The sequence below is a fragment of the Nitrospiria bacterium genome (assembly GCA_035498035.1).
Classification (GTDB): Bacteria; Nitrospirota; Nitrospiria; order JACQBZ01; family JACQBZ01; genus JACQBZ01.
Genome location: DATKAN010000039.1, coordinates 1 through 16,859, shown reverse-complemented (window position 1 = coordinate 16,859; position 16,859 = coordinate 1). Strand labels below are relative to the sequence as shown.

At 59.6% G+C, this 16,859-nt stretch carries 16 protein-coding genes; 8 read left to right on the top strand and 8 right to left on the bottom strand.

The genetic code is table 11. The features are described 5' to 3' along the window. The 3 genes from VMN77_08445 to VMN77_08435 all read left to right on the top strand — a co-directional run. The coding region (locus tag VMN77_08445; GenBank protein ID HTN43809.1) for a F0F1 ATP synthase subunit alpha at positions 1-1,381 on the top strand (1,381 nt) is incomplete at its 5' end. Continuing rightward, the gene (locus tag VMN77_08440) at positions 1,378-2,220 is read left to right on the top strand and encodes a FoF1 ATP synthase subunit gamma (protein ID HTN43808.1); all 843 of its coding nucleotides are present in this window, start codon (positions 1,378-1,380) and stop codon (positions 2,218-2,220) included. The genes VMN77_08445 and VMN77_08440, both read left to right, overlap by 4 nt. A 477-nt stretch (positions 2,221-2,697) precedes the next feature. After that, positions 2,698-3,225 (top strand): universal stress protein, encoded by a 528-nt coding sequence (locus VMN77_08435; GenBank protein HTN43807.1) that lies wholly within the window; start codon positions 2,698-2,700, stop codon positions 3,223-3,225. 32 nt (positions 3,226-3,257) lie between these two features. Here the strand turns inward: VMN77_08435 and VMN77_08430 are convergent, their stop codons facing one another. The 8 genes from VMN77_08430 to VMN77_08395 form a co-directional block, all read right to left on the bottom strand. Then, positions 3,258-3,620 carry an STAS/SEC14 domain-containing protein gene (locus VMN77_08430; protein HTN43806.1) on the bottom strand — a complete coding sequence of 121 codons (363 nt, stop codon included), beginning with the start codon at positions 3,618-3,620 and terminating at the stop codon, positions 3,258-3,260. Between the two features lie 49 nt (positions 3,621-3,669). After that, positions 3,670-4,533 (bottom strand): HAD-IC family P-type ATPase, encoded by an 864-nt coding sequence (locus VMN77_08425; protein ID HTN43805.1) that lies wholly within the window; start codon positions 4,531-4,533, stop codon positions 3,670-3,672. A 242-nt stretch (positions 4,534-4,775) separates the two neighbouring features. Then, a complete protein-coding gene (locus VMN77_08420) occupies positions 4,776-5,054 on the bottom strand; it encodes a bacteriophage holin (GenBank protein HTN43804.1) in 279 nt (92 codons plus the stop codon). A gap of 62 nt (positions 5,055-5,116) precedes the next feature. Then, positions 5,117-5,956 (bottom strand): trehalose-phosphatase, encoded by an 840-nt coding sequence (gene otsB, locus VMN77_08415; protein HTN43803.1) that lies wholly within the window; start codon positions 5,954-5,956, stop codon positions 5,117-5,119. 3 nt (positions 5,957-5,959) lie between these two features. Continuing rightward, positions 5,960-7,447 (bottom strand): trehalose-6-phosphate synthase, encoded by a 1,488-nt coding sequence (locus VMN77_08410; GenBank protein ID HTN43802.1) that lies wholly within the window; start codon positions 7,445-7,447, stop codon positions 5,960-5,962. Then, complete coding sequence (locus tag VMN77_08405) at positions 7,444-8,661, bottom strand: glycosyltransferase (protein HTN43801.1); 1,218 nt, start codon at positions 8,659-8,661, stop codon at positions 7,444-7,446. Before VMN77_08405 ends, VMN77_08410 begins: the two co-directional genes overlap by 4 nt. Beyond that, positions 8,658-9,335, bottom strand: coding sequence for a DUF5752 family protein (locus tag VMN77_08400; protein ID HTN43800.1), 678 nt, complete (start codon positions 9,333-9,335; stop codon positions 8,658-8,660). Before VMN77_08400 ends, VMN77_08405 begins: the two co-directional genes overlap by 4 nt. 3 nt (positions 9,336-9,338) lie before the next feature. Then, positions 9,339-10,382: a mechanosensitive ion channel family protein gene (locus VMN77_08395; GenBank protein ID HTN43799.1), complete on the bottom strand. Its 1,044-nt coding sequence runs from the start codon at positions 10,380-10,382 to the stop codon at positions 9,339-9,341. 254 nt (positions 10,383-10,636) lie between these two features. Between VMN77_08395 and VMN77_08390 the strand changes: the two genes are divergently transcribed. From VMN77_08390 to VMN77_08370, 5 genes are all read left to right on the top strand, one after another. Then, positions 10,637-11,830, top strand: coding sequence for an MFS transporter (locus VMN77_08390; GenBank protein HTN43798.1), 1,194 nt, complete (start codon positions 10,637-10,639; stop codon positions 11,828-11,830). Next, a complete protein-coding gene (gene hrpB, locus VMN77_08385; GenBank protein HTN43797.1) occupies positions 11,827-14,367 on the top strand; it encodes an ATP-dependent helicase HrpB in 2,541 nt (846 codons plus the stop codon). The genes VMN77_08390 and hrpB overlap by 4 nt, the downstream gene beginning before the upstream one ends. 379 nt (positions 14,368-14,746) lie before the next feature. Then, entirely contained in the window at positions 14,747-15,514 is a 768-nt protein-coding gene (locus tag VMN77_08380) for a LamG domain-containing protein (protein HTN43796.1), read from the top strand. 45 nt (positions 15,515-15,559) lie between these two features. Beyond that, the gene (locus VMN77_08375; GenBank protein ID HTN43795.1) at positions 15,560-16,204 is read left to right on the top strand and encodes an outer membrane beta-barrel protein; all 645 of its coding nucleotides are present in this window, start codon (positions 15,560-15,562) and stop codon (positions 16,202-16,204) included. Positions 16,205-16,468: 264 nt separating this feature from the next. Next, positions 16,469-16,859: hypothetical protein (locus VMN77_08370; protein ID HTN43794.1), on the top strand; the 391-nt coding region annotated here is incomplete at its 3' end.

Below are 16,859 nucleotides of genomic sequence, written 5' to 3'. Positions count from 1 at the left end.
GATCGGAGACGGAATTGCCTGGATTAAAGGACTGCCGACGGCCGCGATGGATGAGATCCTTCAACTGGAAGACGGCAGCCGGGCCCTCGTCTTCTATCTGGCCCAAGACTCGCTGGGGGCTATTCTCTTGCAGCAAACGGAACAGTTAACGGCCGGAATGGCTGCCTTCCTCACCGGCCGGCGCCTCAGCCTCCCCGTGGGGGATGCCCTGCTCGGGCGCATTATCGACCCGTTGGGGAACCCGCTGGATGGGGGTTCGATGCCGGACTGCAGGGGGCGACGGGATATGGAGGCGCTCTCGCCCCCCATCGTGGCGCGCGATTTTGTAAAGGAGCCGCTCTACACGGGCAACAAGATCATCGACACTGTGATTCCGATTGGGAAAGGCCAGCGGCAATTGATAATCGGCGATAACGGACTGGGCAAGAGCGCGTTGGCGATCGATGCGGTGATTAACCAGAAAGGCAAGGATGTCTATTGCATCTATGTCATCATCGGCCAGACACGATCGACGGTGGTCAACACGATCGAAACGTTGCGTCAGGCCGGTGCCGCGGCTCATACCGTCGTGCTCGTCGCCGAAGCGACGGCCATGCCGGGTCTGAAATACCTGGCTCCATTCGCCGGATGCGCGGTGGCCGAGGCTTGGATGCAACAGGGAAAAAATACTCTGGTGGTGTACGATGATTTGACCACCCATGCGCGTACGTACCGTGAGCTATCCTTGCTGCTGCGCCGTCCCCCCGGACGCGAGGCCTATCCGGGCGATATTTTTTATCTGCATTCGCGTTTGCTGGAGCGGTCCACCTGCCTGTCGGGCGCCCACGGCGGGGGCAGCATGACGGCCTTGGCCATCGTGGAAACCGAACAAGGGGAAATCGCCACCTACATTCCGACCAACCTGATCTCGATCACCGACGGTCAGGTTTATCTTGACCGCGCGCTGTTCGCCGCCGGGTATCTTCCGGCTATCGATATCACCAGGTCGGTGTCGCGGGTCGGCGGCAAGGCCCAGCATCCGCGCATCAAGGAGGAAGCGGGTCGGATGAAACTCGATTATCTTCAGTTTCTGGAGTTGGAGGTATTCACGCGGTTCGGGGCCCGCTTGGAAGCCTCCATGGAATTGAAGGTCAAACGGGGGCGGGTCCTCCGGGAAATTTTGAAACAGGGCCGTCTGTCCCCGCTGAGCATCGAGTTTCAAATGGCCTGGTTGGTCGCTTACAACGAGGGGCTTTTCGACGACGCGGACCCCGGCGACATTCCGGAGCGCTTGGACCGGCTGGCCGTTCGTTTGGCTGAAAGCAGACTTCAATTGTCGGACAGCCATGAAACCTGGGCTCAAGCGGTCTCCAGTTGGCTGAAACCGAAGGGTTCGCCATGACAAGGCGTCGGGAAATCGAACGGCGTCTGCGGGCCTTGGGCGACATCAAGGACATCCTGAACGCCATGAAAAACCTCTCGCTCATCGAAATGCACAAACTGACCCGTTTCCTCGCAACACAACAACGGGTCGTGGACGACATGGAGACGGTCGCGGCGGACTTCCTGAGTTTCTATCCCGACTTCCTGGCTGAACCGGAAACCCGCCGGGACGTTTATCTCCTGATCGGTTCGGAACGCGGATTTTGCGGGGATTTCAACGAAACCCTGCTTCCGGCGTTTGAGACCCAGCTCCGAAGGACCGCTCCGGAGAAGGTGGCCGTGGTTGCGGTGGGACGGAGGCTCTCGGTCCGGCTGGCGAATGAACCTCGCGTGGCCGCTTCGCTCGAGGGTCCCGCCGTCGTGGAAGAAGTGGAATCCGTATTGACCCGATTAATGGAGACGCTGAACAGCCTGAAGTCCACCCGCGGCGCGTTACGCCTGACCGTCTTTCATCACCATGCGGAGGAAAAAGGAACCACGGTATCGGTCTTTCAACCCTTTAAGCAAACGGAACGGAGGGGCCCTCGTTTTCCTTACCCACCGCGATTAAACCTGTCGCCCCATTCCCTCATGACCGAGCTGGTTGACCATTACCTTCTTCATCACATCCATGGACTGTTCTACGGCTCGTTGATGGCGGAAAACCTCCTTCGTCAACAACACATGGATCATGCGATCCGGACCATCGAACAGGACTCGTTCCAACTTTTTCAGACGCGCAACAGGCTTCGTCAGGAAGAGATCACCGAGGAGATCGAAGTGATCATGCTGAGCCTCGAGGCCCTGAAGAAGACCTGATCTCAGGGCTGAGGGATTGAACGACTCCCGGCTCGTAGGCCGCCATCGCGCCCCGCCGGAAAGAATCAAAGCAAGCTTCATCTCACTCAGATAGAATCTCGCGGGTCAACCGATCTTCAACCGTGATCCCCATGGTACCAAAAAAGTCCCGTGATCGATAGGGAAAAACACCAATCCCCTACGATGAAAAAAGCCGGGCCGGGCTTCCGGGTCATGCCCATCCGGCGGTCGGAATCCGGTTTTTTGAGACCGCATTCCGATATTATTGCTTCATCTTATTCTCCCCCCGTCCGGGTTCTTTCCCGCTTTGATTTTCCTGCGAGGGACGTGCGATAATGCGCCCAACGGCTTTGAACACCGGCCGAGATTCCGTCGTGCATGCGACGCCGGCTGAATCGGCAGTTCAGGCACAATGCGATTGAGCCGGCTTGCGATGCGCGGCTCGGAAGAATAAACAAGTAAGAGGAAGGAGTGAAAATGGCTAGTCCAGAATTAAAAAAACCGGGCTTTTCGGTAAACATCAAAAAGATACTTGTGCCCGTGGATTTCTCTGTCCAGTCGGAACGGGCCATCGTTTATGCCGGTTCACTCGCCAGGATGGTTAACGCCAAGGTCCTCGTTCTTCATGTCGTCGAATGGCCGGCTTATTGGGTCGAGACATCCTTCTTTCCTCCCGGGTTTCGGTCCAAGGATCCTTTTATGGATTGGAACCAAACGCTGCGCGAACGGGTTGAGACAGAGGTTCAGGGCTTGAACAATAACGGAATCAACGCCGAGGGACACGTCCTTACGGGCGAACCTTTCAAAGAAATCGTAAAATTTGTTCAAGAAAACAAAGTGGATATGGTGGTCATGGGCACCCACGGCAGGAAAGGCTTCGCTCATGCCTTTATGGGAAGCACCGCCGAAAGGGTGATTGAGCGCGTCTCCTGTCCCGTGATCACGGTCAAAGCCGAAAAAGCTCTTCGCCTGGCCCCGGAGAGAGGAAAAAAAGGGAAAGCCTGATCCCTTCCACACGAGCAGGAAATGCGGAACCGCTATTCACACACCCACTCACGGGCGACGTGGAATTCACTGTTATTAAAGAGACGGATCCGTGCGGGCAGCAGGAAAGCAAATGCCTTCACTGCTGCTCGAATCCAGTCCACCTCCGTCACCACGGCAATTTTTTCCCACGATGTGAGGTGCTTCAGGCCGATTTTCATGTCCTCCCACATCGCGGCCGCTTCAAATCCGGAGAATTCCGTGCCGAGATGATAGAGAATCCGCATCTTGCTATGTTTCGAGAGCGTCCTTTCGACCGAAGGAACGATCACGGCCTCGTAATCGGCTGCCGTTACAATGCCCTTGGCCCTGAAACCCAACACATTGTCGGGAAGGTCCTGGATCTGCTCAATCATAATTTCCTCCTTAGAGTTGTCGCGCCGATCGAGAAGGAAGGAACAAGTCCTAAGCCCCCACCTCCCGTTGCCTCATTAAGCGGTAGGCCCCTATTTTGACCGCATCGTTGAAAACGAACCACGCCAGCGCGTAGGCCCACATCCAGACCGCATATTTCCAACCGATCGGCGTGATCAGAAACCCGTACACGGCGATCAAGGTGCCGAGGATCTCGGTGCCGAAGGTGGCCCCGAACAGGAGGGGGGAGGGCCAGGGGCGCTGCCAGAACCATCCCCGGGCGCGTGTAATGTACAGTGTGCTGTGGCCGGCCACGATCAGTTTCAAGAACAGCAGGCTGCGGATCATGTCCTCGGAAAACCCGTACTCCTTTTTTGTGACCGGCAGGGACTCGCCGGTCAGCGAGGACTGGTCGATGAGAAGGTAATCGCCCTGAAGCAACTGGACGTCGGCGGGCACGATGTTCCCGATCCTGAGCTTGATTACGTCGCCGGGCACCAGCTCCCGCGCCGGGATGGTCATGAATTTCCCGTCGCGCAGTACGATGACTTCGGCGGTCAGGCGCTGTTTCAAGGCTTGGAGCGCATTCAGCGCCCGATGCTCCTGGAAGAAATCCAGACCGGCGTTTACCAAAAGCATGATGGCGATGATGACAAAATCATCCCACTTCCGGACGACCGCCGAGAGAAGGGCCGCCGCCTCGATCATCCAGGGGATCGGACCCCAGAAGCGGCGGAAGACGCGGTGCCAGAGCGGCTCTTCTTTTTCCGCGATCTCGTTGAAGCCGAAGCGGCCGATGCGCTTGTCCACCTCGGCGCTTTCCAAACCGCGCGCGCCGTCCGTCTGCAACTCACGGATGGTTTCGTCGATCGTCTGTCGTGAATAATCGTCGGTGTGCTTGTTCACGTCAGCCACACTTTAAATCACGGAACACGGACGCCGGCCCTCACCGCGGGCTCGAATTCCGGCGCCATCTGAAAAAACGGACCCGTCGTTTCCCCGCGGCACATGAATCATTCTCCGGCTCCTCAGCTCCGCTGTTCGCGTACCGGCATGCTGAGCTCGTTCTCCGGCGAGTTTTTGCATGAGCGAGGTCGATTCCGGAATCGAAACCTCTCTCATGTAGCGCACGTCCCGCCGTACTTATCTCCATCGGTTCATCCCGACGTAACCCATCCTAACTTGGAATCGCGCGAGGCGATCAAATTATACAGCCAGGCGAAGATCGCGCCTCCGATCGAACCGTCGATCAGGGCCCACGCCAGACCGATAAGGCTGCCCGCGGGACTGACGGAGTACCCGCGATAAACCCGTCCGATGAACATCGCCTCGCCCGTGGCCCCGTCAAACGCCATGATCCACCAGGTCAGAAAGAAAAGACCGAATCCCCAGATCAATCCAAATGTCAACGCGAAAGCCTTTACATTCAATTTCATGAGATCCTCCCATTTATATTCCCTTACAATCTTGACGAACGGTCTTCATCGCTTCGTCGCGATCATCGTTTCGGATGGGATCCCGAACGGGGTTCCGTCCCCCGCGATCGCGGGGCTTCCACGGGCAGCAATGTAAGCAGCCGCCGGAGAAACACGCCGACGTCTCTCGGTCCCCGGACGGCATAGCGGGCCCACCCTTTTTTCCCCGGCGGCCCAACGGCGATTCCGAGACCGATCTTCCGGATGGCGCGAAAGGCATCCTGATCCGTTTCGTCGTCCCCGATGTACAACGGCCACCGACCCTGGAACTCCGGCTGGCGCAGAATCCAGGCGACGGCGCTTCCCTTGTCCCAATCGATCGGCGGGCGGATCTCCCAGACCGCCTTCCCCCGGCCCACCCGGACCTGCCCCCGGCGCCGAAGCGGCCTCAGGCACCCGGCCAATAGCCGGGCGGCCCTCCGTCGGACGGCGCCGCCGGCCAGGCGGTAATGCACGCTCAGGGTGTAGCCCTTATCTTCGATGAGAATACCCGGCAGGCCTTTAAGACCATCCCGCAACCGGGTCCCCAGGGACCGCAGCCGACGCCGCCAATCCTCCTCGCCTTCCATGCGGTACCGCAAACCCTCTCCGTCTATTTCCAGCCCATGGTTCCCCGCGTAAACGATTCCTTTAATCCCCACACGGAACCTGATATCCGAGAGCGATCGCCCGCTGAGAACCGCCACGGGAACTCGTCGGGAGATCCGCGTCAGCAGACGACGCGTTTCGGACTTCAGCCAGGCCTGATCCGGCCGGGGGGCGAGGGGCGCCAGCGTGCCGTCAAAATCCAGAAAAAGCGCCGGGGATCCGTTCGGCTTTGCCCGCCTTAACAACCCCTCGATCGGTCGGACTGAATTTTTCATCGCTTATCCGGAGGCCGCCGTCATGGCGGTCAGGTTGTTTCCCATCCATTCGCGGATATCGTGCTTCCGAACCGATTCCCTCATGCGGGTGATCCGGATCCGCTGCTGCTCGACGGGCATCTCGATCGCCGTCCGGATCGCCTCGGCCGTGCCTTCCACGTCGTAGGGATTGATCGGCAGGGCCCCGTCGAGATCCTCCAGGGAGCCGGCCATTTCGCTCAGCAGGAGCACGCCGGGCTCGTCGATCTTGGAAGCCACGAACTCTTTCGATACCAGGTTCATCCCGTCGTAAACGGAGCTGACCAGACAGAAATGGGCCAGCCGGTAATAGGCGACGACCGACGCGTGGCTGAGCTGTCCCTCGATGTATTCGATCGGCCTCCAGCCCGGGCGGCCGAACCGCTGATTGATCTCCCGGACGCTCGCCTGAAGAATGTCCCGGTATCCCCGATAGGGCTCGCTCTCGGCGCGGGTGGGCGCCGCGATCTGGATGAAAAGAAAACGGCCGTGATATTCCGGATAACGGCGAAGGAACTCTTCCAGGGCCCAGAGGCGCTTGAGCAGTCCCTTGGTGTAGTCCAGCCGGTCGACCCCCAGTCCGACGATCGTTTCCGGTCCGATGCCCAGACGGTTTTTGATATTCGCCATCCGCTTCACCGTTTCCGGCGAACGCGCCCGTTGTTCGAACATCCCCAAATCGATGCCCACGGGGATCGCGGAGACCGTGGTCTCATGTCCGCGGTACCGAATCCGTTCCTTCGAGATCTCCGAACCCTCGCCCAATTCCCGTTTGACGCACTCCAGAAAATTTTCGCGATACCGGTCGAGATGAAACCCGATCTGATTGCAGGCCAACAGTCCTTCCAGCAGTTCCTTTCGCTGCGGGCAGATCCGGAACACGTCGTGCGCCGGCCAGGGGATATGCCAGAAAAGCGCAACGGTCAGATCCGGACGCCGCCTTTTTAAAAACGCCGGACAGAGGGCCAGTTGGTAGTCCTGAACCCAGACCACCCCGGGCTTTTCGTCGAGTTCCTCAAGGATCGCCTCCGCGAACCGCTCGTTCACGCTCCGGTATCCCTCCCAATAATTTTGGCGGAAGACGACCCGATCCAGGGTCACGTGGCACAGCGGCCAGAGAAACCGGTTGGAATATCCATGGTAGTACCGCTCGACCTCGTCGGCCGTCAACCAGATCCGGCGCAGCGTATAAGCGGGCCGGTCGGGCGGCACGCGAACCCGGTCCCGCGAGTCCACGGCCAGGCGGTCGGCGTCCCCGCTCCCCCAGGCCACCCAGGTTCCATCCATGGTTTGGAGCAGCGGATCCAGCGCGGCCGTAACGCCCCCCGCCGGCCGCATCCAGCGTGTTCCCTCCCGCGACCTGCGGTGGACGTAGGGCTCCCGGTTTGAAACCACGATGAAGCGCCTTCCACCGGTCTGGAGCCGTTCAGCAAGGCGCCCGGAAGGTCCGCCGTTGTTATCGTCATCGATCATATCTGGATCACGCGCTCCCCCCGATGTTCCAGGGCCGCCCATAGGGCCAGGTAGTCCTTCGCCTGCCGTGTGATCAGAAAATTTCGCCGGACATGCTCCCGGCCCATCTCGCCCATCTTTTTTCCCAGCCCGGGATTATGCAGCAGATGGCGGATGCGGTAGGCCGCGCCCTCGACCGAATGGACCAGAAAGCCCGTGACGCCGTGGTGGATTTGGGAGGGAATCCCTCCGACCGCCCCCCCGATGACCGGCTTCGCCTTCCAGAGCGCCTCCGCCACGGTCAACCCGAAACCCTCCCGCGTGGATTTTTGTAGGACGACCGCGGCGGCCCGCTGCAGGGCGTTGATCAGCCGGTCGCTGAAGGGCGGCAATAACAGGATCCGGATATCGGGATCATCGCGGGCCTCTTCACGAACGCGGGCCAGGATTCCTTCCCCCTCCGGATCGTCCGTCGCGGTTCCCCCGGCCAGGATCAATCGGCAGTCGTAATACCGCTTCACCATTCGATAGGCCTGAACGACGCCGACGGGGTCCTTGAAACGGTCGAAGCGGGAAACCTGGAGCAGGATGGGTTTGTCCCGGGGAATTTGATGCGCCTCCAGCTCCGCCTGGATTTCCGGATCGCTCAGGTCCCGATTTTTCTCGCTCAAGGGATCGATGGAGGGCGGCACGACAAATTGCGGAACGGCCAGCTGCTGGGCGAACTGGGCCCCCGAGAAAATTGCGGCGTCGTACCGGCCGACGTCCGCCGCAAGCCCCCGCCAGACGGGCGGATGCGGATGGGACACGTCCACATGGCAGCGCCAGACCCACAGGCCGTTCCTGCGATGCTCGATCAGGTGGACCGGTTGCGGGTCATGGATGAAAACAAGGTCGGCGTCCAGATCCATCTGTCCGGCGTTGGCCTCGTTAACCTCCCGATGGATTTCCCACATCCGGGGGCTCATCTCGACGGCCTGGCCTTGAAGACCGTTGTGAATCTGTTTGGTCACCTCGAAGAAGGATTGATCGCCCTTGATCACTTCCCACCGGGCCGAGACGCCCAGGTCGCCGAACAGGGCGATCAGGCGATGGAGAATTTCCGCCACGCCGCCGCCGACGGAGGTCGAGTTGACATGGAGGAACGAGCGGCCGCGGAGCCTTTCCCCCAAACGGGTCAATAACCGGATCTCATCCGGCTCGGCGATGCCGTTGTATTCGGAAAGGCCTCTCAACGCACACCCCTCGCAACGGTCGGGCGAAGCAGGGTTAAAATCCGATGGCGAAGTCCTTCGAGACTGAGCTGGTAGGGGTCCAACCCGCGGATCGCCTGCGCGAGGTCCGGACGATTGAGTTCGGAACCGATCCAAACCGAAAAGTCGTCCGCCGGACGCCGCAGACGGAACCGCGCCTCAAAGAAATGGAAGTAGATGCTGCTGGTTCCCACGCGATCGAGCGCTTCTAAGAACGCGGGCAGGGTCTCGGCCTCGAAGCCGGTTTCCGCGATAATCGTGACCGCGTCGTTGAAGAAGAAGGCGTCTCCGTCTCGGGCCGGCCGGGGCGCGGGGTTCTCCCCGAGATACGACTCGATGATCTCGATCAGGGCCGCGCGGACCTGTTCGATCTCGGAAAAGGCGTAAAGGTCCAGGTTGGCCAATTTTTCCGCGAGGGCGCTTTCCTCGAGGCTCCGGGCGGCCCATACGGCAAAGTCGTTCGGGTATTCGGGCGTCTCGACGGCCGCCTTCAGGAAATATTGGTGCGTATGGTGGTAGATGACGCCCGGGTCCACGATACGGATCAGGGAGAGCAAATCGGAGAGATCCTGGGCCTGCCTTCCCGTCGGCTGGATCAGGCTCGTGCATTCAAAAAACCGGAACGGCCGCTTCGCCCGACTGTCCGTCTTCCCCACGGGTCACCTCGCCGGTTCGTTCCGCTTCACGTAAACCGTCCGGGTCGGAAACGGGATCTCGATCCCCTCTTGTTTAAACCGTTTAAAGATTCTCTTCCGGAGCTCGTGCTGGGCCAGGTATTGATCCGTAAATTCTTTCACCTGGCAGATCAGCGTGAAGTCCAGGGAAGACTGACCGAATCCCGGGATGAACCGGACAAACGGCGCTGGTTCCGACAGCATCCCCGTAATTTCTTTCGCGCACGCCGTCGCCTCCTCCACAAGGACCCTCTCCACCTGCTCCGGATCGGAGGCGTAACTCACGCTGACGGGAATCTGGAGGGACATCGGCTGCTGCGGCAGGTAAAAGTTGGTCACGACGCTCTGGGCGAGCTTGGCGTTGGGGATGATCACGACGTTGTTCGGAAGCATCCTCAGCCGGGTCGACCGCCATCCGATATCCACCACGTACCCTTCCTGTCCGGTCTCCAGCTTGATGAAGTCTCCGACGCGGACCGACTTTTCCATCAGGACATGGACGCCGGCGAAGAGGTTGCCCAGGGTATCCTGGAGGGCCAGCGCGACGGCGAGTCCTCCGACGCCCAGAGCGGTCAGCACGGGCGTGACCGAAATCCCAAGCGTCTCCATCAAAATGAGGACCCCCGTCGTGATCACGAACACCTTGATCACGCCCTGGGTCAGTCCCGTCGCCTGGATCGGGATCTCGGCCTTTTGGATGGAATAAATCGCGATTCTCGAGGCCAGGTTGGCCGCAACGAGCGTGACGGACAGGATGACCAGAACATGCAGGAGCTTGAAGGCATAGCCGATGGCGTCCTTGGGAAGCTCGGAGGTCCCAAGGGCAACATACAGACCGATCGCCGCGATCCAGAACACGGAAGGCCACCGCACGGCCTGGAGAACGATATCGTCAACGGCGGTTTTCGTGATCCGGGACAACCGGGCGAGGATATTCATCCCCCACGCGCGAAGCAGCAGACCGGCCGCCGTTACGGAAATGAAAATGACCAGCGGCATCGCCACTCGTTCAAAAATGGCGTACGACATCGGAACCTCCAATTTTCAACCGGCTTAGAAACGATCGGATAAAGAATGCCCTATGGCGATACGGGTTGAAACCGATGCGATGAACCCGGGGAGAAACGGTACGAACAAAAAGAAAACGCGCCTCGGCGGATTCCTCGAACAATTAAAGTATAATGAATCGCAAGTTCGTTCGCAATATTTTATTCGCATTGCCGGAAACAAATGAATACAATACACCGAGAGTTCACTGTCCCATGACCCGGAATAATCCCATTATGGAAAATGCCCCGTGTCGCTGGCGGGCCGGGCTTTCGGCCAACGTCCTGCTGCTCGGCGCGGTCAGTTTCCTGAACGATTCGGCGTCGGAAATGATCTACCCGCTGCTGCCGTTCTTTCTGACGTCCGTTCTAGGGGCCGGCCCGGCCGCGCTGGGGATCGTCGAGGGCATCGCGGAATCCACCGCCTCGCTCCTAAAATTGGCGTCGGGATTCATCTCGGACCGCGTCCATCGCCGGAAGAGCTGGGTCGCCGGAGGGTACTTTCTGTCCAACGCCGCGCGTCCGCTGATCGGTCTGGCCGGTTCCTGGCCTGCCGTTTTGGTATTGCGATTCTTCGACCGGATCGGGAAAGGCCTTCGCACCTCGCCGCGGGACGCGTTGATCGCCGAGAGCACCCCGCCGGACTACCGCGGAAAGGCCTTCGGGTTTCATCGTGCGGCCGATCACGCCGGCGCGGTCGTGGGGCCGCTTCTCGCCACGCTTTTCCTCGACGTCTTTATCCTGAATATAAAGACGGTCTTCCTGTTGTCCGTCATCCCGGGCGTCATCACGATCGGCGTCCTTTGGGCCGGGGTCCGGGAAATCCCGGCCGAAGCGCGGCCGACCGCGCGGCCCGAACCGCTGCGGATCCGGCAGGCTTGGCGGGAAATGCCAGGGACGCTTCGTCGATTCGTGCTGATCCTCTTTCTTTTCACGCTCGGAAACTCGACCGACGCCTTCCTTCTTTTAAAAGCACAACAACTCGGCGTCATTGTCGCCTATCTCCCCCTCCTGTGGGTCGTTCTCCATATCGTCAAGATGACCAGCTCGGTTCCGGGCGGCGTCGCCTCCGACCGGTGGGGAAGAAAGCGGGTGATCGTCGCGGGATGGATCGTCTACGCATTGACCTACGCCGGTTTTATGATCGCCGATTCGGTCTGGGAGACCTGGACGCTGTTTGCCGTCTACGGGCTTTATTTCGGACTGACGGAGGGCGTCGAGAAGGCTTTAATCGCGGATTTTTCGCCGGCCCATCTCCGCGGATCGGCCTTCGGGCTGTACAACCTGATGATCGGGGTCGGCGCGCTTCCGGCCTCGTTGCTGTTCGGATGGATCTGGCAGTCGTTCGGCTCCGAGGCCGCCTTCGGAACGGGGGCGGCCTTCGCGTTGGCGGCAAGTATTTTGCTTTGGCGTCTCCCGGTGCGAGGATGATCCGTTTGCCCTTTCGGTTGCCGGTCCAGGAGATTCTCCCCGCGTTGCGCGAGACGCTCGCCGCGAATCCTTCCGTCGTTGTGACCGCCCCACCCGGCGCCGGAAAGACCACGGTCGTTCCGCTTTCGTTGTTGGAAGAGCCGTGGCTTGCGAATCGGTCGATCCTGATCCTTGAGCCCCGCCGTTTGGCCGCGCGCGCGGCCGCCGCGCGGATGGCCGATCTTCTCGGCGAGCCCGTCGGCGAGACGGTCGGCTACCGCATCCGCTTCGACGTCAAGGTTTCGGAAAAAACCCGCGTCGAGGTGCTGACCGAGGGCATCCTCACGCGGCGGCTTCAATCCGACCCGGGATTGGAGGGCGTCGGGCTCGTGATCTTCGACGAGTTCCACGAGCGGCACCTGCATGCGGACCTGGCCCTGGCGCTATGCCTCGACAGCCGACGGATGCTGCGTGAGGATCTGAAACTCCTGGTCATGTCCGCGACGCTGGACGCTCAGGCCGTCTCCGCGCTGCTGGGCCGCGCGCCGGTACTGAGCAGTCCGGGCCGCCTTTTTCCGGTCGAGGTTCTTTACGCCGCCCACGACCCGCGCGATACGGAAGCCCGGATGCCGGAGACCGTGCAACAGTCCGTGCTCCACGCTTTGAGACATGATCGGGGCGACGTGCTCGTATTTCTGCCCGGGGCCCGGGAGATCCGTCGGACACAGGAAGGGCTGGAGAAAGCCCTGACCGACGGGCCGGTCGACCTCTTCCCGCTCTACGGCGATCTCCCCTGGGAGGCGCAGGACCGCGCGATCCGTCCCACGAAAGGGGCGCGTCGAAAGGTCGTGCTGGCCACGCCGATCGCCGAGACCAGTCTTACGATCGAGGGGATCGGCGTCGTGATCGACTCCGGTCTCGTGCGGGTCCCCGAGTTCGATCCGCGAACCGGGCTGACGGGCCTGACGACGGTGCGCGTGTCGCGCGCCTCGGCCGAGCAGCGCGCCGGGCGGGCCGGGCGCCTCGGCCCCGGCGTCTGCTACCGGCTTTGGAGCGAGGCGGCGCAGCGCGGACTGACGGAACGGCCGATCCCAGAAATCCGCGCCGCCGATCTGACGCCGTTCGCCCTGGAGCTGGCGCAGTGGGGTGCGCGCGACCCCGAGACCTTATCGTGGCTCGACCCGCCGCCCGAGGGCGCGCTCGCGCGGGCGCGCATCCTGCTGGCCGAGCTTGGCGCGATCGATCCGAACGGCGCGATCACGCCGGCCGGGCGTTCGATGGCCGCGTTGCCGGTCCATCCCCGTCTCGCTCACATGATCCTCGAGGCGGACGCACTCGGCCTCGCACGATTGGCCTGCGACATCGCGGCCCTGCTTTCGGAGAGAGACCCGCTCTCGGTCGGGCGGAGACAATCGGCCGATTTTCTGATCCGCCTCGAAGCCCTGCAGGCCTTTCGAACGCGCGGAGGCGAGGGAGCGATGTCGTTCGGGGCCGATCCGGCCGCCTGTCGGCGTGCAGAGCAAGCGTCCCGGCAGTTTCTCCGGCTGATTCAAAGCAAGGATCCCGGAACGGCGAAGGTTCTCGATCGAACCGGGTTGCTGCTGGCCTTCGCCTATCCCGACCGGATCGCGCAACAACGCTCGACGGGGGATGTCCGTTACCTCCTCGCTTCCGGACGCGGCGCCCGACTGCCGGGGTCGGAGCATCGGATGCGCCCGCCCTACCTCGTTGCGGCCAGCCTTGACGCGGGCGAGACGGAGGGGACGATCCATCTGGCCGCCCCCGTCGAGCTCGACGCGTTGCGCGAACATCTTGGGTCCCGATTTCGCACGGAGGACGTCGTTCGCTGGGACGCGCCAACGAAGAGGATCATCGCACGGCGCGAGGAACGGCTGGGCCAGCTCCTCATCGGGGAGGGCGCGATCCCCGCACCGGACCCCGAAAAAGTCCTCGCCGCCGCGCTGGAGGGCGTTCGATCCCACGGCCTCGGGGCTCTCCCCTGGACGCGCGAGTCGCGGGATTTTCAGGCGCGGGTGCTTTCGCTTCGACAATGGCTGCCTCAAGAAAAATGGCCCGACCTGTCCGACGGCGCGCTGAACGAGGCGATCGAAGATTGGCTGGGTCCTTTCCTAGGCGGCGTAAAACGACTGGAGGATCTGGCCGGGCTCGATCTCCTTGCCATTCTACGGACCCGCCTGGACGGAAAACAGCAACGGCGCCTGGAAGAGGGCGCGCCGACGCATCTGACCGTTCCGAGCGGATCGCGGCTGCGCCTTGAATACCGGCCGGGCGAGTCGCCCGTGCTCGCCGTAAAGCTGCAGGAGATGTTCGGACTGGCCGACACGCCCCGCGTGGCCTTCGGGAAGATTCCCGTGACGCTTCATCTCCTCTCGCCCGGCCGCCAGCCGATTCAGGTCACCCAGGATCTGCGCGGATTCTGGGAGCGGACCTATGCCGAGGTGAAGAAGGAATTGAAAGGCCGCTACCCCAAGCATCCGTGGCCGGATGATCCGTGGAAGGCGGCGCCCACCGCCCGCACAAAACCGCGTCCGCGATAGCATTTGGGCACGTTGCGGTCTCGCGTAAGTCATTGTCAAAGGCGATTAGCTTTATCTCCTTGTTCTGATTCTGGAAGAATGAGACAACTGCTACTTGGGATAACAGTTGATTTATTTCCTCTTGACTAACTTTACGAGTTCCGGTATATTCCCGCTTGATTTATGGTTGACTTGGGCATGGCTTCTGACTAAGTTCACAACGAGGCCGCAATCCCCAAGCCGGCATACCGAGATAGGCCATTGTCATGAATGTACATATTTCTTCCGCTTCTCCAATTCCAAGCCCCTCTGCTGCGCTTTCCGATCCATTCCTAAATAGCCTTACAGGACCGAAAAGAAGCGTTGGATCTATCCCGCATTACAAAGACGGACAAAAGTCATGAAACCATGTCTAAGATATAAACTTTTAACCACTATTTTATTTCTTATTTTCATCGTGGCTCTCGACCTTGATGGATGTTTGAGTAATCAAGACGGCTTGTTAAGTCCGGAATCGACATCGGAAATCCATGGCACGGTCGCCTTCTATCATTTCGACGAGACGAGCGGCAGCACCGCCATCGATTCGTCCGGAAACGGGTTCAACGGAACCATCTTCGGCGCAACCCGCGTCTCCGGAAAAGTGGGGCAGGCTCTTCAGTTCAGTTCGGCAGGAAGTCGTGTCGAAATACCCGCGCTAGGAAATGTTTTTCAAAACCAGGAAATTACTGTTGACGCTTGGATATACCCAACGACATTGGATCCCGGATCTATATATGAGATTGTGAGCCCGTCCAATGTAGGACTGGCCCCTTTCGGATTTCAGATAAACGATGGAAAGGTCGAGTTCTTGCTTTTCGACAACGGTGGCATTTCACAAACCATGATCAAATCCACCGCTTCCCTCAGTTTGAACATCTGGACCTATGTTGCCGTAACTTTTAACGGCTCCGATGCACGAATTTACATCGACGGATCTCTGGACAGCACTTCCTCAGTCGCGTTTGCGATTCAAAGAGACGATAATATACTTTATGTTGGAACTTTGCCCAATTTTCCAGGCATTTATTTGAATGAATTTCAGGGCCAAATCGACGAATTGCGTATTTCAAATGTAGTTTTATCAGATACCCAGATCGCGGATTACTATCAACAGACGAACCTATAAAATCAATTAAAGAGAATTACCCAAAAACACAAGGATGCCCAATCCGTGAAGAGACTTCTTTTGGCCGGGATCTTAGGTATTTCAATCTTGATCAGTCTGGATCGGACCGTTTCAGCCAAAGAAGGATTTTATTTAGGCTTGAACGTTCCTTACACCACGGTTCAGGGAGATTTTGACGGCTCATCAGAACTGACCGGGACACAAGAAGCCATAGCTATTCCGGTGATTAAAGGAGCCTTCGGCATCGGCGTGGTGGCCGGCATCGGTATTGGTGAGTCATTTGCGATCGAAATAGCTGCTTCGGACAGTGTCCATAATGTCGAATGGCTTGGAGCCCATGGAAACGGGGATCAACGGTCCCTCGCCCTGCTTCTAAAACACAGTTTTTTAAGGACTGAAACCATTCAACCATTCATTACGTACGGAATTACGTACAATCAGCTAAATTTAAAAGATGCCGCGGTCAATCTATCCGGCAGCATCGGTGACGCAACATTAACCGGATGGGGGATCGACTTCGGTGTTGGTGGCGACCACTATTTCACCCCCTATATCTCGGCCGGTGGAACAGTTGTTTACCATTTAGTCGAATATAAATCCGCCAAAGGAATTAATGAAAGCGGCAGTATCGACAACGGGGTCAATGGAAGCGGACTGGGAGTTGTATTAAGCGCCGCTTACCATTTCTAATGTCCTGGTGATCCGTGGAACGCGGCGCCCACCGCCCGCGTCAAGCCGCGTCCGGGGCGGCAATGACCCATCCTCCCGAAAGGTTCTTCGGAGGTATTCCCCCCCTGACAGGCCTCTGCCTCCCACTTCATGCCGATTCTCGCGAGCCGTTCTTTCGGGTTGACTTTTTGCGGTCCTTGAGAGAGACTGTTCAGCGGGCCCGCCCCGGAGCCCCGTGCGGCCGGCCGCTGGCATTTCCTCTATCGAAGGCAGGAGGACTCCGCCATGAGCAATGCCTATCGGATATTAACATCGGGCCTTTTAGTCGAGGTGTTTGTGGGAAAGATTACGAAGGAGGAGCTCTTCGAGCATGAACGCCGACTGTCGCAGGACCCGAAACTTCCTTCCGCGCCCCACGTCTTGGTCGATCTAACCCGCGCCTCCCTCGAGCCGACGATCGACGAGAAAGAACTCCAAGAGTTCGTGGGTCTCTATCAGCTTCACCGCGACAAAATCGCCGGGGCCCGGGTGGCGATTGTGGCGGGAAAAGAATTCGAGAAAGCCAGTCGGTACGGGCGCTTGGCCGGGCGGGAGAAGATTAATGTGATCGTGTTCATCACGATCAATACCGCCTGTGTATGGCTTGGCGTAAACGAACTGGAGGTTCGGGAATGGG

Excerpts from the sequence above, each read along its gene's own strand:
- VMN77_08410 (HTN43802.1), bottom strand. The coding sequence starts at position 7,447 with ATGATCGATGACGATAACAACGGCGGACCTTCCGGGCGCCTTGCTGAA.
- VMN77_08420 (HTN43804.1), bottom strand. The coding sequence starts at position 5,054 with ATGAAATTGAATGTAAAGGCTTTCGCGTTGACATTTGGATTGATCTGG.
- otsB (HTN43803.1), bottom strand. The coding sequence starts at position 5,956 with ATGAAAAATTCAGTCCGACCGATCGAGGGGTTGTTAAGGCGGGCAAAG.
- VMN77_08380 (HTN43796.1), top strand. The coding sequence starts at position 14,747 with ATGAAACCATGTCTAAGATATAAACTTTTAACCACTATTTTATTTCTT.
- VMN77_08435 (HTN43807.1), top strand. The coding sequence starts at position 2,698 with ATGGCTAGTCCAGAATTAAAAAAACCGGGCTTTTCGGTAAACATCAAA.
- VMN77_08390 (HTN43798.1), top strand. The coding sequence starts at position 10,637 with ATGGAAAATGCCCCGTGTCGCTGGCGGGCCGGGCTTTCGGCCAACGTC.
- VMN77_08395 (HTN43799.1), bottom strand. The coding sequence starts at position 10,382 with ATGTCGTACGCCATTTTTGAACGAGTGGCGATGCCGCTGGTCATTTTC.
- VMN77_08440 (HTN43808.1), top strand. The coding sequence starts at position 1,378 with ATGACAAGGCGTCGGGAAATCGAACGGCGTCTGCGGGCCTTGGGCGAC.
- hrpB (HTN43797.1), top strand. The coding sequence starts at position 11,827 with ATGATCCGTTTGCCCTTTCGGTTGCCGGTCCAGGAGATTCTCCCCGCG.
- VMN77_08430 (HTN43806.1), bottom strand. The coding sequence starts at position 3,620 with ATGATTGAGCAGATCCAGGACCTTCCCGACAATGTGTTGGGTTTCAGG.